At 52.2% G+C, this 15,330-nt stretch carries 13 protein-coding genes and 1 pseudogene; 10 read left to right on the top strand and 4 right to left on the bottom strand.

Going from position 1 to position 15,330, the window contains the following annotated elements:
- Nucleotides 1-42: 42 nt before the first annotated feature.
- Together EGM51_02530 and mfd are read right to left on the bottom strand one after the other, a co-directional pair.
- Nucleotides 43-708, bottom strand: coding sequence for a hypothetical protein (locus tag EGM51_02530; GenBank protein ID QBG46330.1), 666 nt, complete (start codon nt 706-708; stop codon nt 43-45).
- Between the two features lie 168 nt (nt 709-876).
- A complete protein-coding gene (gene mfd / locus EGM51_02535; protein QBG46331.1) occupies nt 877-4,161 on the bottom strand; it encodes a transcription-repair coupling factor in 3,285 nt (1,094 codons plus the stop codon).
- Between mfd and pyrB the strand changes: the two genes are divergently transcribed.
- The 8 genes from pyrB (at nt 4,160) to queD (ending at nt 10,270) form a co-directional block, all read left to right on the top strand.
- Nucleotides 4,160-5,227, top strand: coding sequence for an aspartate carbamoyltransferase (gene pyrB, locus EGM51_02540; GenBank protein ID QBG46332.1), 1,068 nt, complete (start codon nt 4,160-4,162; stop codon nt 5,225-5,227). The two genes, mfd and pyrB, sit on opposite strands and share 2 nt — an antisense overlap.
- A 65-nt stretch (nt 5,228-5,292) precedes the next feature.
- Nucleotides 5,293-6,225 carry an ornithine carbamoyltransferase gene (gene argF, locus EGM51_02545; GenBank protein QBG46333.1) on the top strand — a complete coding sequence of 311 codons (933 nt, stop codon included), beginning with the start codon at nt 5,293-5,295 and terminating at the stop codon, nt 6,223-6,225.
- An 8-nt stretch (nt 6,226-6,233) separates the two neighbouring features.
- On the top strand, nt 6,234-7,205 hold the full coding sequence (locus tag EGM51_02550; protein QBG46334.1) for a glycosyltransferase family 9 protein: 972 nt from the start codon (nt 6,234-6,236) through the stop codon (nt 7,203-7,205).
- The gene (locus EGM51_02555) at nt 7,186-7,842 is read left to right on the top strand and encodes an HAD family phosphatase (GenBank protein QBG46335.1); all 657 of its coding nucleotides are present in this window, start codon (nt 7,186-7,188) and stop codon (nt 7,840-7,842) included. The genes EGM51_02550 and EGM51_02555 overlap by 20 nt, the downstream gene beginning before the upstream one ends.
- Entirely contained in the window at nt 7,827-8,462 is a 636-nt protein-coding gene (locus tag EGM51_02560) for an HAD family hydrolase (GenBank protein QBG46336.1), read from the top strand. The genes EGM51_02555 and EGM51_02560 overlap by 16 nt, the downstream gene beginning before the upstream one ends.
- A 3-nt stretch (nt 8,463-8,465) precedes the next feature.
- The gene (locus EGM51_02565) at nt 8,466-9,215 is read left to right on the top strand and encodes a 7-carboxy-7-deazaguanine synthase QueE (GenBank protein ID QBG46337.1); all 750 of its coding nucleotides are present in this window, start codon (nt 8,466-8,468) and stop codon (nt 9,213-9,215) included.
- Complete coding sequence (queC, locus tag EGM51_02570) at nt 9,215-9,901, top strand: 7-cyano-7-deazaguanine synthase QueC (protein ID QBG46338.1); 687 nt, start codon at nt 9,215-9,217, stop codon at nt 9,899-9,901. Before EGM51_02565 ends, queC begins: the two co-directional genes overlap by 1 nt.
- A gap of 12 nt (nt 9,902-9,913) precedes the next feature.
- Entirely contained in the window at nt 9,914-10,270 is a 357-nt protein-coding gene (queD, locus tag EGM51_02575) for a 6-carboxytetrahydropterin synthase QueD (protein ID QBG49226.1), read from the top strand.
- Here the strand turns inward: queD and queF are convergent.
- Nucleotides 10,267-10,683: an NADPH-dependent 7-cyano-7-deazaguanine reductase QueF gene (queF, locus tag EGM51_02580; protein QBG46339.1), complete on the bottom strand. Its 417-nt coding sequence runs from the start codon at nt 10,681-10,683 to the stop codon at nt 10,267-10,269. The genes queD and queF overlap by 4 nt on opposite strands.
- 167 nt (nt 10,684-10,850) lie before the next feature.
- Here queF and EGM51_02585 point away from each other — a divergent pair, with 167 nt between their 5' ends.
- Nucleotides 10,851-11,702, top strand: coding sequence for a rhomboid family intramembrane serine protease (locus tag EGM51_02585; GenBank protein ID QBG46340.1), 852 nt, complete (start codon nt 10,851-10,853; stop codon nt 11,700-11,702).
- A gap of 59 nt (nt 11,703-11,761) precedes the next feature.
- On the opposite strand, the pseudogene uvrB reads toward EGM51_02585, so the two are convergent.
- Nucleotides 11,762-13,731 (bottom strand): annotated as a pseudogene (gene uvrB / locus EGM51_02590) (excinuclease ABC subunit UvrB).
- A 53-nt stretch (nt 13,732-13,784) separates the two neighbouring features.
- On the opposite strand from uvrB, the gene EGM51_02595 reads away from it, so the two are divergent.
- On the top strand, nt 13,785-15,308 hold the full coding sequence (locus EGM51_02595) for an arylsulfatase (GenBank protein QBG46341.1): 1,524 nt from the start codon (nt 13,785-13,787) through the stop codon (nt 15,306-15,308).
- Nucleotides 15,309-15,330: the final 22 nt, after the last annotated feature.

The raw sequence follows: 15,330 nt of genomic DNA on the forward strand, positions 1-15,330 counted from the left end.
TGCCGGTGGAATGCCGTCAACGGTTTCCGCCGTACGAAGCGATCAGATGGTGAATTGCTTTCTGATGAGCAGCAGGGATATGCTGGTCAGTGAAATCAGCAGAATACTGCTGGGTTCGGGGATCACCGATGCGTTGAGGTTGTCGAACTGCACGTTGAACGCGGCGTCGGCTGCTCCGTCATTATCATAGTAATTACCCTGTACTCCATAAGCGGTGATGGCGCTTAAATCCAGCCCGGCTACGGTTCCGCCTGAAGAGATGAGTCCTTCGCTGAAATCCACCCGTACTGTGGAGAATGAACTGGTATTGAAATCTGAGCTGGAAAAGCTGAAGCGCTCCCGGGTTCCGTCGGCATCCAGTAAAAGTACCTGAATAACGCTGGCTTCATTGCCGGACAGCAGGCGGGCGGTCAGTTCCAGAGAAAGGGTTCCGGAGAGATCCAGATTCAGGCCGAGTCGTTCGGCACCCCCGCTCACGGTCGGGCTTCCGCCTGAGAGCGGGAGTACTTCCTGTCCGGAAACACTGCCGTCTGTAAAGGACTGAAACTGGTTCACCGGGGAGCTCCACGTTGTACCCGGATAGGAATACTGCAGTGGATTTACTGTTTTAAAATCTGTGATCAATACATCGGATAAAGCTCCGGTGATACAGAATGCGGCAATCAAGAATGCGGGAGTTCGTGGGTTTATGCGGGAGCGGGATTTCATGACAATCCTCCTTTTTTGATAATTAAGAGTTTTAAAAGCATTTTGTATACCTCGATACGCAAAAAAATAAGATTTACAGTTGGCGACCGGAATGCCGGAGGATATTGAGGGGAGGAGAATGAATGATGTGCGGATGCGGCAGGTGTTACGTCGGGTTTAATTTTGTTGTTAGTCTTTCTGTATTAAAAGAATAAGCTTTTTAAGCATTGGGGTGGTTTTGTCTTTTTCCAGTCGGGGGTGCATGCCTCCGAACATTTTATACTGTTTTTCTTTGGAAAGCATAACCTGTTGTTTTCGGACGATGACCGATCGGTATCCCCGGTCGGCGGCGACGATTCTCAATTCTGCGATGAGCAGAAGACGCTGCACCTCCTGCGGCAGTTTTCCGAAGCGGTCTTTAATTTCGCGCTTCATCCGGCTGATCTCCTGTTTAGTAGCCAGGGCCGATATACGCTGGTAGAGGCGCAGGCGGAGGTTTTCGTCCTCAATATATTCATAGGGAATGTAGGCCCCGTTTTCGGCATTTCCGGATTTCGGGGAAAGATCGAGGAAATCGATCTTAACGGTGACATCCATTAGCGGAGGCGGTTTTCTTCCCTGCATGATGGCAATAGTGCGTTTGAGCAGTTGGCAGTATAGATCGAATCCGACGGCGGAAATATGACCGCTCTGTTTGGCCCCGAGCATATTGCCGGCACCGCGCAGTTCGAGGTCGCGCAGGGCGAGACGGAAACCGGAGCCGAGGCCGGTATAGCGTTTGATCGCATTCATGCGGTCGCGGGCGGCGTCGATCAGGTCGCCGCCGGGGGTAAGCATCATAAAGACAAAGGCTTTGTGGTTGGAGCGACCGACGCGGCCGCGCAGCTGGTAGAGATCGGACAGGCCGAAACGTTCAGCATTTTCCACAATCATTGTGTTGCAGTTAGGAATATCGACGCCGCTTTCGATGATGGTGGTGCAGAGCAGGACATCGAACCGGCCCTCTACAAATGCATGCATGATTGCAGACAGTTCTTTTTCGCCCATCTGTCCGTGGGCGACGGCAATCCGGGCTTCGGGGACCAGTGCCATCAGTTTGGTTTCAACGGTGTGGATGGTTTTGACGCGGTTGTGCAGGTAGAAAATCTGGCCGTTGCGGTGGAGTTCGGCGCGGATGGCTTCGGCGATAATTTCCTCGTCGTAGGGAATGACATGCGTGTCGACCGGCTGTCTTTCCTGCGGCGCGGTTTTTATGGTGCTGAGGTCGCGGACGCCGGTGAGGCTCATGTAGAGTGTGCGGGGAATCGGTGTGGCGGACATGGTAATGACGTCGACCTGTTTGCGGAGTTCCTTCAGGTGTTCCTTGGCGGTGACGCCGAAGCGCTGCTCTTCGTCGATAATCACCAGTCCGAGGTTTTTAAAGTTCACGTCTTTGGACAGAATACGGTGGGTTCCGATGAGAATGTCAACCTCTCCTTTCCGGGTTCGGGCAAGGGTACTGTTCTGCTGGGTTTTGGTGCGGAAGCGGCTGACCATGTCGACGGTGACCGGGAAGGCGGCCATGCGTTCAACGAAAGAATCGAAATGCTGTTGAGCGAGAACCGTTGTCGGTACGAGTACTGCCACCTGCATGCCATCCATAACTGCTTTAAATGCTGCCCGCATGGCGACCTCGGTTTTTCCGAACCCGACATCGCCGCAAAGCAGGCGGTCCATCGGCCGCAGTTTTTCCATATCCCGTTTAATTTCATCGGCGGCTGTCAGCTGGTCCGGTGTTTCAGTATAGGGAAAGGCGGCCTCGAATTCGGCCTGCATGGCGGTGTCTTTGGAAAAACGGAACCCTCGTTTCGCCTGCCGTTCGGCCTGGGTCTGCAGCAGTTTCGCTGCAAGATCCTGTACGGCCTCTTCGGCCCCGGCTTTATCATTCCGCCATTTTCGTCCGCCGAGCGTATGAGGCTTCGGCGCGTTTTTACCCATCCCTTTATAGCGGGTGAGCAGGTGGGCCTGGGTGACGGGAAGGTAGACCTTTTCGCCTTTGGCATATTCGATGGCGAGCACTTCCATGCTTTTGCCGGAGAAGGTGGTTTCGACCATGCCGAGGTATTTTCCGACGCCGTGCTCGACGTGGACTACGAAATCGCCGGGCTGAATGTCGGCGGCCTCGTTGACGCGTTCCTGTTTCCGGAAGCGTCTGGCGGTTCGTGCATGGGCACTGCGGTTGGTGTGGTAGGCATAGAAATCGGCTTCGGTGATCAGCAGAATTCTACGGTCATAGTCGACCGCGCTTTCGTGAATGACGCCTTTGTGGAGTTCCAGCGCCTTGAATCCTTCGAGGTCGGAATAAAGTTCGACGAAACGGTTCAGAGTTCCTTCTGTTTCAAAAAAAAAGTGGATTTCCCAGTCACTGGAAGCTTCTGCACAGCGCTGATCCACGAAGCGACGGCGTGCCTGTTCGGCTTCTTTGGGATGGATATCAAAAGAAACGGAAACCAGGTTGGTGTCGTAATGGGAGAATCCGGTATCCAGTGTGGGGGTGGGTGACCGGCCTTTTCCGGTTTCCGGACCAGGGTTTACAATCAGGGCATCCGGAGGCAGTAGTTCAGTAAGCGGAACGGTGTCGTTTCCGGCAGGGCCCGTGTTGAGCCGGGGCAGTTGAACGGTATTGATTTTTTCGATGGAACACTGGGTCTGGTCATCGAAAAAGCGGATGGAATCAATTTCGTCACCGAAAAATTCGATGCGTACGGGGCGGGGCGATCCAGGAGGCCAGCAGTCGAGAATACCGCCGCGCAGTGCGGCTTCGCCCTGAGTGTAGACTTCTATGCCGAATTCATATCCGGCTTCGGTCATCCACTCACAGAGGGTGCCGGGATTGCGGTCTTCACCGAGTCTGAGGGTCTGGACGTCCTGCCCGGGTTCTCCGGACCGCGGGACTTCCTGTTCTATGGCCTGCGGACAGGTGATCATGATGAAGCGCTGTTTTTCGGCAAGAAGCTGGACGAGTTTGAGGTGTTCGCCGAAAACCGCAGGATCTTTTTCCATCGGCCGGAAGAGGTGAACCGCTTTTTTTCTGTCGTTGGAAATCAGCGATAGGAACGATTCATAAAGGCGTTCCATTTCCCGGGCGTCGGCGGCGATCCAGAGGATATCTTTTTCCAGCACCTCGAAAAGGTCGGCACATAAAAGGGCCTGGGCGCTGATCGGAGAGTCGGAAATCTGCAGTTTTCCGGTGCCTGCGCGTTTAAGCACCTCCCGGTTTACACTGAGGGTGTCTGCTCTCATTTTCGCTACGGTCATGAGTAAAATGTATTGGAGTGGGCAGGGTATTGAAAGTTTGGATTTCTGTAGTTCTCTTCCGGTCCGTTTTTTTTTATTCTCCGGTGTAAAACAGAATATTGCGGTTTGGGAAGGGTGGACTTTATGGCGTATACCGTTATTATCGTCCGCTTGTTTTCTGGAGAAGAAACGGATCATGGCTGATAAGAAAAAACTGAGTGATATTTCGTGGAAGGCGTTCAAAGCGCTTTCACTTACGGAAAAGGGCTGCTATTTCCGGGGGAAGCATACGCTGATTGCCCAGCAGTTTACGCGCAGTGAAATTGAGGAGCTCTGTAGGCTGGCAACACGGATTAAGCGGATTAATAAACGCCGTGCCGGAGCAAATTTTCTCAGGGGACTGCTGTCCGACAAGCGGGCGATGCTGTATTTCGCCCAGCCGTCGTCGCGCACATATCTTTCACACAATGCGGCCTGCCAGATTCTGGGGCTGAATACGATGGATGTGCGTGATCAGAAGACGTCTTCCGAGGTGAAAGGGGAAACGCCGGAGGATACCATCCGAACGTTCAGTTCGTATGCGGATATGATTATCATGCGTCACCCTGTGGGCGGTTTTGCGGAGCGCGTTGCCTGGATGATGGCGCATACAAGGCGTGAAATTCCTATTCTGAATGCCGGATCGGGGGCGGATCAGCACCCGACACAGGCGTTGCTGGATATTTATACACTTCAGCGTTCTTTTGAAAAAATCGGCGGGATCGATGGAAAGCACGTGGCGTTTGTGGGGGATCTGGCAAGAGGGCGAACGGTGCGTTCGTTGGCCTGGCTGTTGACTCTCTATAAGGATATGCATCTTTATTTTATTGCGCCGGATTCGTTGCAGATCGGACAGGATATTCTCGATCAGCTGGATGAAGCGGGCACAAAATATGTGGTAACGGAGGATTTCGAATCGGTCATGCCGAAGGCCGATGCCATTTACATGACAAGAATTCAGGATGAATGGGATGTGGACGGCGAAGGCAGTACCACAGAGGCTTCGAACTATTATATCGGTGCGGAGCATATGGATATTATCAAGGATACAACGGTGATTCTGCATCCGCTTCCGCGCCGGCAGGAAATCAGCACGGAAATTGATAATGATCCGCGTGCGGTTTACTGGCGGCAGATGCGTAACGGCATGTGGATACGTGCGGCACTGATTCTGAAGACATTCGGTCGTGAAGATGAAGTCAATCGCTACTACGACGATTATTAACATAAATGAAATATGACGGCTGATACGTGAAAGATCACGTTTTCACGACTCATGAGGAAAATAGTATGGAACATCTGATTTCTCTAAAACTGTGGAGTCCGGAAAAAATCCGGCAGGTGCTGGATCTGGCGAAGGACGTGAAGGCGAATCCGGAAAAATACCGGAATGCAATGGCCCACAGAAATCTGCTGATGATTTTTGAAAAACCGAGTCTGCGTACACGCCTCTCTTTTGAATCGGGAATGACCCAGATGGGCGGACACGCGATCTATTATGATCTGTCTACGTCACCGATGGGTAGTGGAAAGGAGACCATCAGTGATTCGATGCGGACGGCGTCTCGTTTTGTTGATGTGGTTATGGCGCGCCTGTTCAAACATGAGGATCTGCTGGAAATGGCCGAGCATGCCACGGTGCCGGTAATCAATGCGCTGACCGATGACAGCCATCCGTGTCAGATTCTGGCCGATCTTCAGGCGATCGAGGAGAAAAAAGGCAGGGTTGCCGGACTGAAGCTGGCTTATCTGGGCGATGGTTTCAATAATGTGACGCATTCGCTGATGTATGGCGGTACCAAAATGGGTATGCATGTTTCCGTGGGGTCTCCGGCGGGCGAGGAATTTTCGCCGCGGGCCGATGTGGTGGCCGATTGTGAAGCGTTTGCGAAAGAATCCGGCGGTTCGGTTTTTGTTACAGATGATCCGGCGGAGGCGGTACGGGATGCCGATGTGGTTTATACGGATTCGTGGATGAGCTATCATATTCCGAAGGAGCAGGAGGAGGAGCGCGTTGCCAAATTTATGCCGTATCAGGTGAACAGTGCGATGATGGCTCACGCGAAACCGGATGCCATTTTTATGAACTGTCTTCCGGCAATTCGCGGGTGTGAGCAGACCGCCGAGGTCATTGACGGCCCGCAGTCCATTGTTTTTGACGAAGCGGAAAATCGTCTGCATGCGCAGAAAGCGGTGATTCTGACGCTGTGCGGTGCGGCCTGAACTCCGGTATGCGGATCCTGATTGTCAAAACCAGTTCGCTGGGGGATCTGTTTCATGCATTGCCGGCAGTACACCTGCTGAAGGTGACATATGATGCGGAAATTGACTGGGTGGTAAACACTCAGTATGTGAGGTTGGCAGAGTGTTTTTCCGATGTCCGTAAGGTGATTTCATTTCCGCGCGAGGGCTGGTTTTCGCATCTGGGACAGTTCAAAGCGGCGTTGCGGCAGGAGACCTATGATCTGGTGGTTGATCTGCAGGGACTGCTGAAAAGTGCGTTGATCTGCCGGATGGCGAAGCGGTCGGAAGGGGCGAAAATACTCGGTCCTTCATTTCAGCGTGAGGGGGCACGTTTTTTTTATTCTTCGGTTGTAGGAAAGAAAAACAAGCAGCGCCATGCCGTCGAGGAAAACCTTGATGTACTCCGTTTTCTCGGAAAACCGGATTCTCCGGTTGAATTCCCGATCCGGTTTCCCGATGTTACCTTCCCGTGTCTGGAAAAAAGGCCGGCAGTGGTTTTTGCGCCGTGCTCCCGGCACGAAGCCAAAAACTGGCCGTGGAAACGGTTTGTGGAACTGGGGGCGCATCTGGAGTGTCAGATCATACTGGTCGGTTCTCCGGATGATGTGGAGACGTGTGAGAAGATTGAAAATCATCTGCCGGAAGGGGCGTGTACCAATCTGTGTGGAAAAACATCATTGCTTGAACTCGGCGGTATTTTGCAGAACGCGGATCTGGTGGTGACGGTTGATTCGGGGCCGATGCATATGGCGTCGGCGGCGGGCACGCCGTGTCTCGCTGTTTTCGGCCCGACGGATCCGGCACGGGTGGGGCCCTTTGGCGGGCAGCACCGGGTATTACGGGGTTCCACGGTACGGAAATATTCAAAGCAGGATTTGGACAGTATAAGAATGGTGGAGTCCATTGATGTGATAAAAACAGCAGGGGAAATGCTGAACAATGAAGCTGTGGGATTATGATGCATTTATTCTCGATCTGGACGGCACCCTGATTGATTCGGGGAAATATCATGCGCAGGCGTTTGCTGATGCGGTTTTTGCGCAGAGCGGTTATGTGTTGAAGCCGCACGAACACCATGAGTTTTTCGGTAAACACAGTGTCTGGTTTGCAGCGGTTCTGAATGAACGCTATGGTTTGAATCTGGATCCGGAATCGGTTCTGAAACAGAAACGTCGGCGTGTGCGGGAAATTTTTGTTGCAGAGCTTTTTGAGGGGGCACGGGAGTTTCTGGATTTCTGGAAAGGGAAAACACCGATGGCACTGGCCACCAATTCTCCGCTCAGCTTTGTGGAACCGGCTTTGCGGGATGCGGAGCTCCTGCACTATTTTGAGGCCATTACTACAGCTGGAGATGTTAAACATCGAAAACCCGATCCTGAAATTATTAAGGAGAGTGCACGCCGGCTCGGGGTGGAGCCTCCGTCCGTTCTGGTGTTTGAGGATCAGCTGATCGGGATCAAAGCGGCACGGTCGGCCGGTGCTAAAGTGATTGCCGTGGATAATGGGCAGCCGGTGAATTATCCGGTGGATGTGGCGGTCCATACCTGGAACGATCTTTTAAAACTTTCGGAGTTGCATAGATGGAATCCCAATTGATTATTTTTGATCTTGATGGAACGTTGATTGATGCGCGGGGGGATCTGACCTCTGCAGTAAACCGGATGCGGGCGCACTTCGGGCTGGGAGCGCTCTCTCTTGAAACGGTCAGCGGCTACATTGGAAACGGCATGGTCCGGTTGGTGGAGCGTTCGCTGCAGGATTCAGATGTTTCGACAGAAGAGGGGATGAAGATTTATCCGGATCTATACCGTTCCGATCTGACAACACACACGGCGTTGTATGAGGGGGTTGCGCAAGGGATTCCGGAGCTGGTACAGGCCGGGCACCGTGTGGCGCTGATGACCAATAAACCCGGGGATATGAGCCGGGCAATTCTGGAGCATTTCAACCTTTCAGCATATTTTTCCGCTATTATCGGCAGTGGTGATGTGCCGAATCTGAAACCGGAGCCGGATGGGGTTTTCCGGTGCCTGGAAATTTCGGCGATGGAAAAATGCAAAGCATGGATGGTCGGGGATCACTATACGGATCTGGCGGCGGCGGAAAATGCGGGCATCCGCAGTGCGTTAATGGAATACGGTTTCGGGGAGGCGCGGGGCCATAAACCCGATGCACAATTTTCTTCGTTTCCTGAATTGGTCGGGTACTTTGTCTAGCCTATGAAAACGTACCTGTCAGAAATTTTCAGCTCGATTCAAGGTGAGGGTCCGTATGTCGGCGAACGCCATCTGTTTGTGCGGTTCTGTGCATGTCATCGGAAGTGCGTTTATTGCGATACGGATACGTCGCTTTCTGATTACTGTATTGTGGAGCGACGTCCGGGCTCCGGTGAATTTGAGCAGATCAAAAATGCGATGTCGGTGGAGCAGGTTTTTGAGCTGATTCAGGAAGTAGATGCCAAAACGCGAAACAACCGGATTTCCATCACAGGCGGGGCTCCGCTGATGCAGCACCGGTTTCTGCTGAAACTGCTGCCGATGCTGAAAAATGCCGGGCATAATATTTATCTGGAAACCGCGGGCGATCTGCCGAGTCAGCTGAAAACGATTATTGAGTTTGTTGATGTCATTGCCATGGATGTTAAACTTGAAAGTGTTACGGAGGAACCGGCAACGTATCCGGCCCACTGGCAGTTTCTGAGTATCTGTCGCGATTACAAGGTGGAGACTTTTGTCAAGCTGGTGCTTTCAGCGAATACCCATGAGGGTGAGCTGATTGAAGCGGCCAAAGGAATCCGGAAAGCGGGCGGCGAAGATACGCTGGTGATTATTCAGCCGATGACCAAATCGAGCCGGACCGATGCTGTTCCTTCCGGTGCGCAGCTGTTCCGGTGGCAGGATAAAGTGGCGTCTGTACTGCCGAATGTCCGGGTGATTCCGCAGACCCATAAAATGCTGGAGATGCTTTGATGGCGAAAAAAGCGATAGTTTTGTTGAGCGGTGGATTGGATTCCGCCACGGCGATGGCGATGGCGCTGCATGAGGGTTATGAAGTGTATGCGGTTTCATTTCGTTATGGTCAGCGCCATTCTGTGGAACTGGACTGTGCGGTTGAACAGGCGGCGGAGGGGGCCCGGGAGCATAAAATTGTGGATATTGATCTGAGTTCGTTCGGAGGTTCGGCACTGACCGATGATATTGATGTGCCGAAGCATGAAGCGGTGGAGGATCTGGGCGATGAGATTCCGGTTACCTATGTTCCGGCGAGGAATACGGTTTTTCTTTCCTATGCACTGGCCTGGGCGGAGGTGCTCGAAGCATATGATATTTTTATTGGAGTGAATGCGCTGGACTACAGCGGTTATCCCGACTGCCGGCCGGAATTTATCGAGGCGTATGAAAAAATGGCCAACCTCGCCACGGTGGCCGGAGTGCAGGGTCGTAAACTGACGATTCATACACCGCTCATTGATCTGACCAAGGCCGAAATTATTCAGCGCGGGCTTGAACTGGGTGTTGATTACGCTAAAACCACGAGCTGTTATGATCCCGCGCCGGATGGAAAAGCGTGCGGGCATTGCGATTCCTGTCTGTTGCGCAAAAAGGGTTTCGCCGATGCCGGAGCCACGGATCCGCGCCCCTATGTAGAGGATTGATTTATGCCGAAAATGACTATTTCGAAAGAGTTCAAATTTGATTCCGCCCACTTTCTGCCGTATGTCCAGCCGGATCATAAGTGTGCCAACATGCACGGACATACCTATTATATCGAGATCCATTGCGAAGGAGAGCTCGATCCGAAACTCGGGTGGGTTATTGATTTTAACGATGTAAAAAAAGTCGTGGACCCGCTGATCAGTCAGCTGGACCACAAAGTGCTTAATGATATTGAAGGGCTGGAAAATCCCACAGCGGAAATGATTGCCGTCTGGTTCTGGAAAAAAATAAAACCGGATCTTCCGAAGCTGGTAAAAGTGGTGGTAAAGGAAAATCCCACCAATGTCTGTATGTACTCCGGAGACTAGGCTTCGGCTGAATCAATTTTTACCGAAGAAGTGATTCCTCCGCGGGCGGTGAAATCGCCGTTCACCACGAGCCGTTTCGGCTGGAGCTCTTTTTCCAGATCCGTGTAGATTCTGTTTACAATTTCTTCGTAGAACGTTCCGGTCTGACGGAAGGAAAAGAGGTAGAGCTTCAGCGATTTACTCTCAACACAGATTTTATTCGGGATGTATTCGATGGTGATTGTGGCAAAATCGGGCTGTCCTGTAATCGGGCAGAGGGAAGTGAATTCCGAGGTTTTGAAGGTAATCCAGTAGTTGCGCCCCTGATTTGCGTTTTCAAAGGTTTCCAGTTTTGCTTCATCCGGTGAGGTCGGGTAGCGCGTTTCGCCTTTTTTCAGCAGGGTGAGTCCGGTCAGTTTAGTTTCGTCTGTCATAATGTCCCATCTTTGGAAAAATTCGCGCGTCATCCTATCCAAACCCCGGAATCGGGCAAGCCCCATTTTCAACGGTTTGCGTATTGTGCGGTCGATAACTTAGGCAAGATGCAAGATTGACCGGATTCACCGGTTTTGGTCTTCTCTGCGGAATTCGAAAGGGAAAAATGTTTAATAGCGAACCCAGAAATATCGGCAGCATGCTGGGAATTACTCCTGCTGTTAAGTTTTTGCTGATTCTGAATATCGGACTGTATATTTTTGATGCGGTCATCTCCATGGGGGCTTCTGAGCGGATTCTGCAGGGCTGGTTTACACTGCGGGCCAACTGGTGGGAAACGTTCGAATTCGGCCAGTTGTTTACCTATATGTTCATTCATGCGGGCACGACGCATCTGCTGGCCAATATGATGGGCCTGTTTTTCCTCGGTCCTTCTGTGGAGCGTACAATCGGCTCCTATAAGTTTTTCATTCTTTATTATGTCAGCGGTATTCTGGGCGGTCTGGGCTGGTCCATGATCGCCGATCCGGTTCTGGTTCAGGATATTTACGGTAATGTTCAGAAGCTTTATCCGATGTGTGCCGGTGCTTCCGGAGCAGTTATGGGCATTCTCGGAGCATTTGCGGCGCTCTATCCTCATGCAAAGCTGCTTTTGTGGTTTGTGATTCCGGTTCGTGCCTGGGTGCTGGTGCTGATCCTTACGCTGTTTGAGCTGTGGGAGACCATTCATTCGGATCATCCGCTGATTGCCGGAATTGCCAATGCCGCGCATCTCATCGGCGGAGTGGCCGGATTTACCTACGCGTTTTCTCTGAAACATCCGCATATGCTGAATGACCTGAAGACAAAACTTCCGGATCTCGGCAGAAAGAAGCCGAAATCACGCACAAAGTCTTCAGCTCAGCCGTCGCTCTCAAAAGCAGAAGTGGACGCTATTCTCGACAAGATCGGGAAGCAGGGTATGGGCGCGCTCACTCCGCGTGAGCGTGAGTTGCTCAAGCGGGCAACGAGAGGATAAGATTCAATCTGCAGAGAGCGCCGGGAAAATGGATGATTCTGTGAGTTCTTCGTGGTAATTTATTTTTCTTTGAGCGCCTGAATCTGGTCCCGCAGTGTGGCCGCCCGTTCGAATTCCAGTTTTTCGGCGGCTTCCATCATTTCCTGTTCTAACTGGTGGATGGTTTCGGCCACGGAATATTCCACACCTTCTTCGGCGACAGCGGCCTCGACGGTTTCCTCGGCAGTTTCATAGATCGTTTTCAGGCTGTCCTGAATTTCTTTTTTAATGGCCTGCGGAACAATGCCGTGCTTTTTGTTATAAGCCAGCTGTTTAGCCCGACGTCGGTCACACTTGTCGAGCATGCGCTGCATGGAATCAGTGATTTTTTCCGCGTACATAATGACCCGGCCATCGATGTGTCGTGCGGCGCGTCCCGCAGTCTGGATAAGCGAGGTTTCCGAGCGTAGAAAACCTTCCTTGTCGGCATCAAGAATAGCAACGAGAGAAACTTCGGGAGATCAAGGCCTTCGCGCAGCAGGTTGATGCCGATCAGGCAATCCACGGTTCCGCTGCGCAGTTCACGCAGAATATCCACCCGTTCCAGCGCATCGATTCCAGAGTGAAGATAGGAAACTTTCAGTCCGGTTTTTTCAAGGTATTCCGTCAGGTCTTCGGCCGTTCGTTTGGTGAGGGTGGTCACCAGTGTACGTTCGCCGCGCTCAGCGCGGATGCGGATTTCTTCCATCAAATCATCAATCTGATTTTTCAGCGGGCGCAGTTCCACCGGGGGATCGACAATGCCGGTCGGGCGGATAATCTGTTCCACCGGTGTTCCGCCATGTTCCAGTTCATAGGGGCCGGGGGTGGCGGAAAGAAAGATGATCTGGTTGGTTACGCTGATAAATTCATCAAAATTCATCGGTCGGTTATCCAGAGCCGATGGCAGACGGAACCCGTGTTCCACCAGCGTACGTTTGCGGGACTGGTCGCCGTTGTACATGCCGCGCACCTGCGAAAGGGTAACGTGCGATTCGTCAATGATCGTGATGAAGTCGTCGGGGAAATAGTCGAGCAGGCATTCCGGGCGCTCCCCTGCGCAGCGGCCGGCGAGGTGGCGGGAATAGTTTTCAATACCGCCGCAGAAGCCGATCTCCTTGAGCATTTCCAGGTCGTATTCCGTGCGCATCTTGATCCGCTGCGCTTCAATCAGCCGGTTTTCCTGTTCAAATTTTGCAATCTGCTGCTCCATTTCCTGGCGGATGGCCACGAGTGCCGCGTCGATTTTGGTCTGCGGCATGACAAAGTGTTTGGCCGGGGAGACCATGATGTGGTCATAGGTTTCGATTGTATCGCCGGTCAGCGGATCCACTTTTCTGATGGTTTCGATCTCATCGCCCCAGAATTCGAGGCGGATGCCGTAATCTTTGGCATAGGAAGGAAAAATATCCAGGGTATCGCCTCGCACGCGGAATTTGCCGGGACCGGGTTCATAGTCGTTCCGTTCATACTGAATATCGACCAGTTTTTTCAGAATGGTATCGCGGTTCAGCTCCTGGCCTACGTTTGCGCTGACCACCATTTCCTTATAATCTTCCGGCGAACCGAGGCCGTAGATGCAGGAGATGGAGGCAACGATGATAACATCATCGCGGTTCAGCAGGGCATCGGTGGCGGCGAGACGCAGGCGTTCAATCTCATCATTGATGGAGGAGTCTTTTTCAATAAAGGTGTCGGTCTGCGGAATGTAGGCTTCGGGTTGGTAGTAGTCGTAGTATGAAATGAAATATTCGACGGCATTGTTCGGAAAAAAGGCTTTGAGCTCGGCATAAAGCTGGGCGGCCAGCGTTTTGTTGTGTGAAAGTACCAGCGCAGGACGTCCATACTGCGCAATCGTATTGGCAATGGTGAAGGTTTTTCCCGAGCCGGTTACGCCTTCCAGGGTCTGGAATTTCCGGCCTTCAGAAAGACCCTTAACCAGTTTTCTGATGGCTTCCGGCTGGTCGCCGGTCGGTTTGAAATCGGCTGCGATCTGGAATGATTTGTCCATAGGGGTCAAACTATATACGTCTCACTGAAAAAGCCAATTGAAAGGGGATGAGCATGAAAAGATTCCTGTTGTTAGTGGGAGTGCTGCTGCTTGCCGGTTTTGTGCCGGCCGTAGAGCGGCCGAACGTAGTGATCCTGTTTGCGGATGATATGGGATTCGGCGATCTGGGAGCGAATAATCCCGATTCAAAGATTCCGACGCCGAATTTTGACCGGCTGGCCGCTGAGGGTATGCGCTTTACAGATGGTCACAGTTCGTCGGGCATCTGCACGCCAAGCCGTTTTGCGCTGTTGACCGGAATGCATCATTGGCGACGTTTTCACGGGATTACGCAGAGTTTTGATGACAGCGTTTTCAAACCCGACGATTTTACATTGGCCAAAATGTTCAAAGCGAAAGGTTACAATACGGCAGCTATCGGAAAATGGCATCTGGGCTGGGGATTTGATGAGATAAAACGGCAAGGAGCCAAGCCGATTGTTGTGGAGCTGGGCGGTCGGAAAAAGAAGGCGTATACTCCGGATGCTTTTGACTGGAGCCGTTCAGTACCGCGCGGCCCGCTCGATCAGGGATTTAATTATTATTTCGGTGACGGTACCATTAATTTTGCACCCTACTGTTTTATTGAAAACGACCGGGTGGTTGAGGCGCCGACGGTCATGATGGATACGGCTGCCTTTGACCCGATTCCTGAAGGTAACTGGGAATTCCGTCCTGGACCGATGGTGGAAGGGTGGGATCCCTATCAGGTGCTGCCGACACTGGCTGATAAAGCCGTTGCCTGGATTGAAACGCAGAAAAAAGAACAGCCGTTCTTTTTATACATGGCTTTTCCATCGCCCCATGCACCGATTATACCTAACGATGAATTCCGTGGAAAATCGGAGGCCGGCCCTTATGGTGATTTTGTCTTTGAAACCGATGCCATTGCCGGGAAAATACTCCGGGCTCTGGAAAAGAACGGTTTTTCTGAAAATACGGTAGTGGTATTTACTGCGGATAACGGAGCGGAAAAATATGCGTTTGAGCGTTACCGCAAATACGGCCACTGGAGTTCCGGCCATCTGCGCGGGTTGAAGCGCGATGTCTGGGAAGGCGGGCACCGGGTGCCTTTTATCATAAAATGGCCGGGACGGGTGCAGGCGGGTTCGGTGTCGGATGAAACCGTGAGCCAGGTTGATCTGGCGGCTACGTTTGCGGCAATGCTTGATTATGAACTGCAGTCCGACGAAGCAATTGACAGTTATGATCTGTCGCCGGTGCTGGATGGCGAGGATTTGAAAGAGCCGCTGCGGGTTGCTACTGTTCAGAATACCAAACCGAATCTTTTTGCCATCCGGAAAGGGGACTGGCTGTTGATTGATGCGAAGAGTGGGACTCATTCGAAGCCGCCGGAGTGGTATGTAAAGGAAATGGGCTATATCAGCGATACTACGCAGGGACTGCTGTATAACCTGAAGGACGATCCGTCCCAAAAAAACAATCTGTATGCTGGTCATCCGGAAAAAGTGGCGGAAATGAGGGCGCTGCTGAAACAGTATCGCTCCGGAAAAGGCTGTGCACCGCATGCGGAATAAAACAGGGCCGGCTCAGTCCCGG

The organism is Verrucomicrobia bacterium S94 (assembly GCA_004299845.1).
GTDB lineage: Bacteria > Verrucomicrobiota > Kiritimatiellia > Kiritimatiellales > Pontiellaceae > Pontiella.

Excerpts from the sequence above, each read along its gene's own strand:
- EGM51_02565 (QBG46337.1), top strand. The coding sequence starts at position 8,466 with ATGAAAACGTACCTGTCAGAAATTTTCAGCTCGATTCAAGGTGAGGGT.
- EGM51_02555 (QBG46335.1), top strand. The coding sequence starts at position 7,186 with ATGAAGCTGTGGGATTATGATGCATTTATTCTCGATCTGGACGGCACC.
- queD (QBG49226.1), top strand. The coding sequence starts at position 9,914 with ATGACTATTTCGAAAGAGTTCAAATTTGATTCCGCCCACTTTCTGCCG.
- EGM51_02560 (QBG46336.1), top strand. The coding sequence starts at position 7,827 with ATGGAATCCCAATTGATTATTTTTGATCTTGATGGAACGTTGATTGAT.
- EGM51_02530 (QBG46330.1), bottom strand. The coding sequence starts at position 708 with ATGAAATCCCGCTCCCGCATAAACCCACGAACTCCCGCATTCTTGATT.
- queC (QBG46338.1), top strand. The coding sequence starts at position 9,215 with ATGGCGAAAAAAGCGATAGTTTTGTTGAGCGGTGGATTGGATTCCGCC.
- pyrB (QBG46332.1), top strand. The coding sequence starts at position 4,160 with ATGGCTGATAAGAAAAAACTGAGTGATATTTCGTGGAAGGCGTTCAAA.
- argF (QBG46333.1), top strand. The coding sequence starts at position 5,293 with ATGGAACATCTGATTTCTCTAAAACTGTGGAGTCCGGAAAAAATCCGG.
- mfd (QBG46331.1), bottom strand. The coding sequence starts at position 4,161 with ATGATCCGTTTCTTCTCCAGAAAACAAGCGGACGATAATAACGGTATA.
- EGM51_02585 (QBG46340.1), top strand. The coding sequence starts at position 10,851 with ATGTTTAATAGCGAACCCAGAAATATCGGCAGCATGCTGGGAATTACT.
- EGM51_02550 (QBG46334.1), top strand. The coding sequence starts at position 6,234 with ATGCGGATCCTGATTGTCAAAACCAGTTCGCTGGGGGATCTGTTTCAT.
- EGM51_02595 (QBG46341.1), top strand. The coding sequence starts at position 13,785 with ATGAAAAGATTCCTGTTGTTAGTGGGAGTGCTGCTGCTTGCCGGTTTT.
- queF (QBG46339.1), bottom strand. The coding sequence starts at position 10,683 with ATGACAGACGAAACTAAACTGACCGGACTCACCCTGCTGAAAAAAGGC.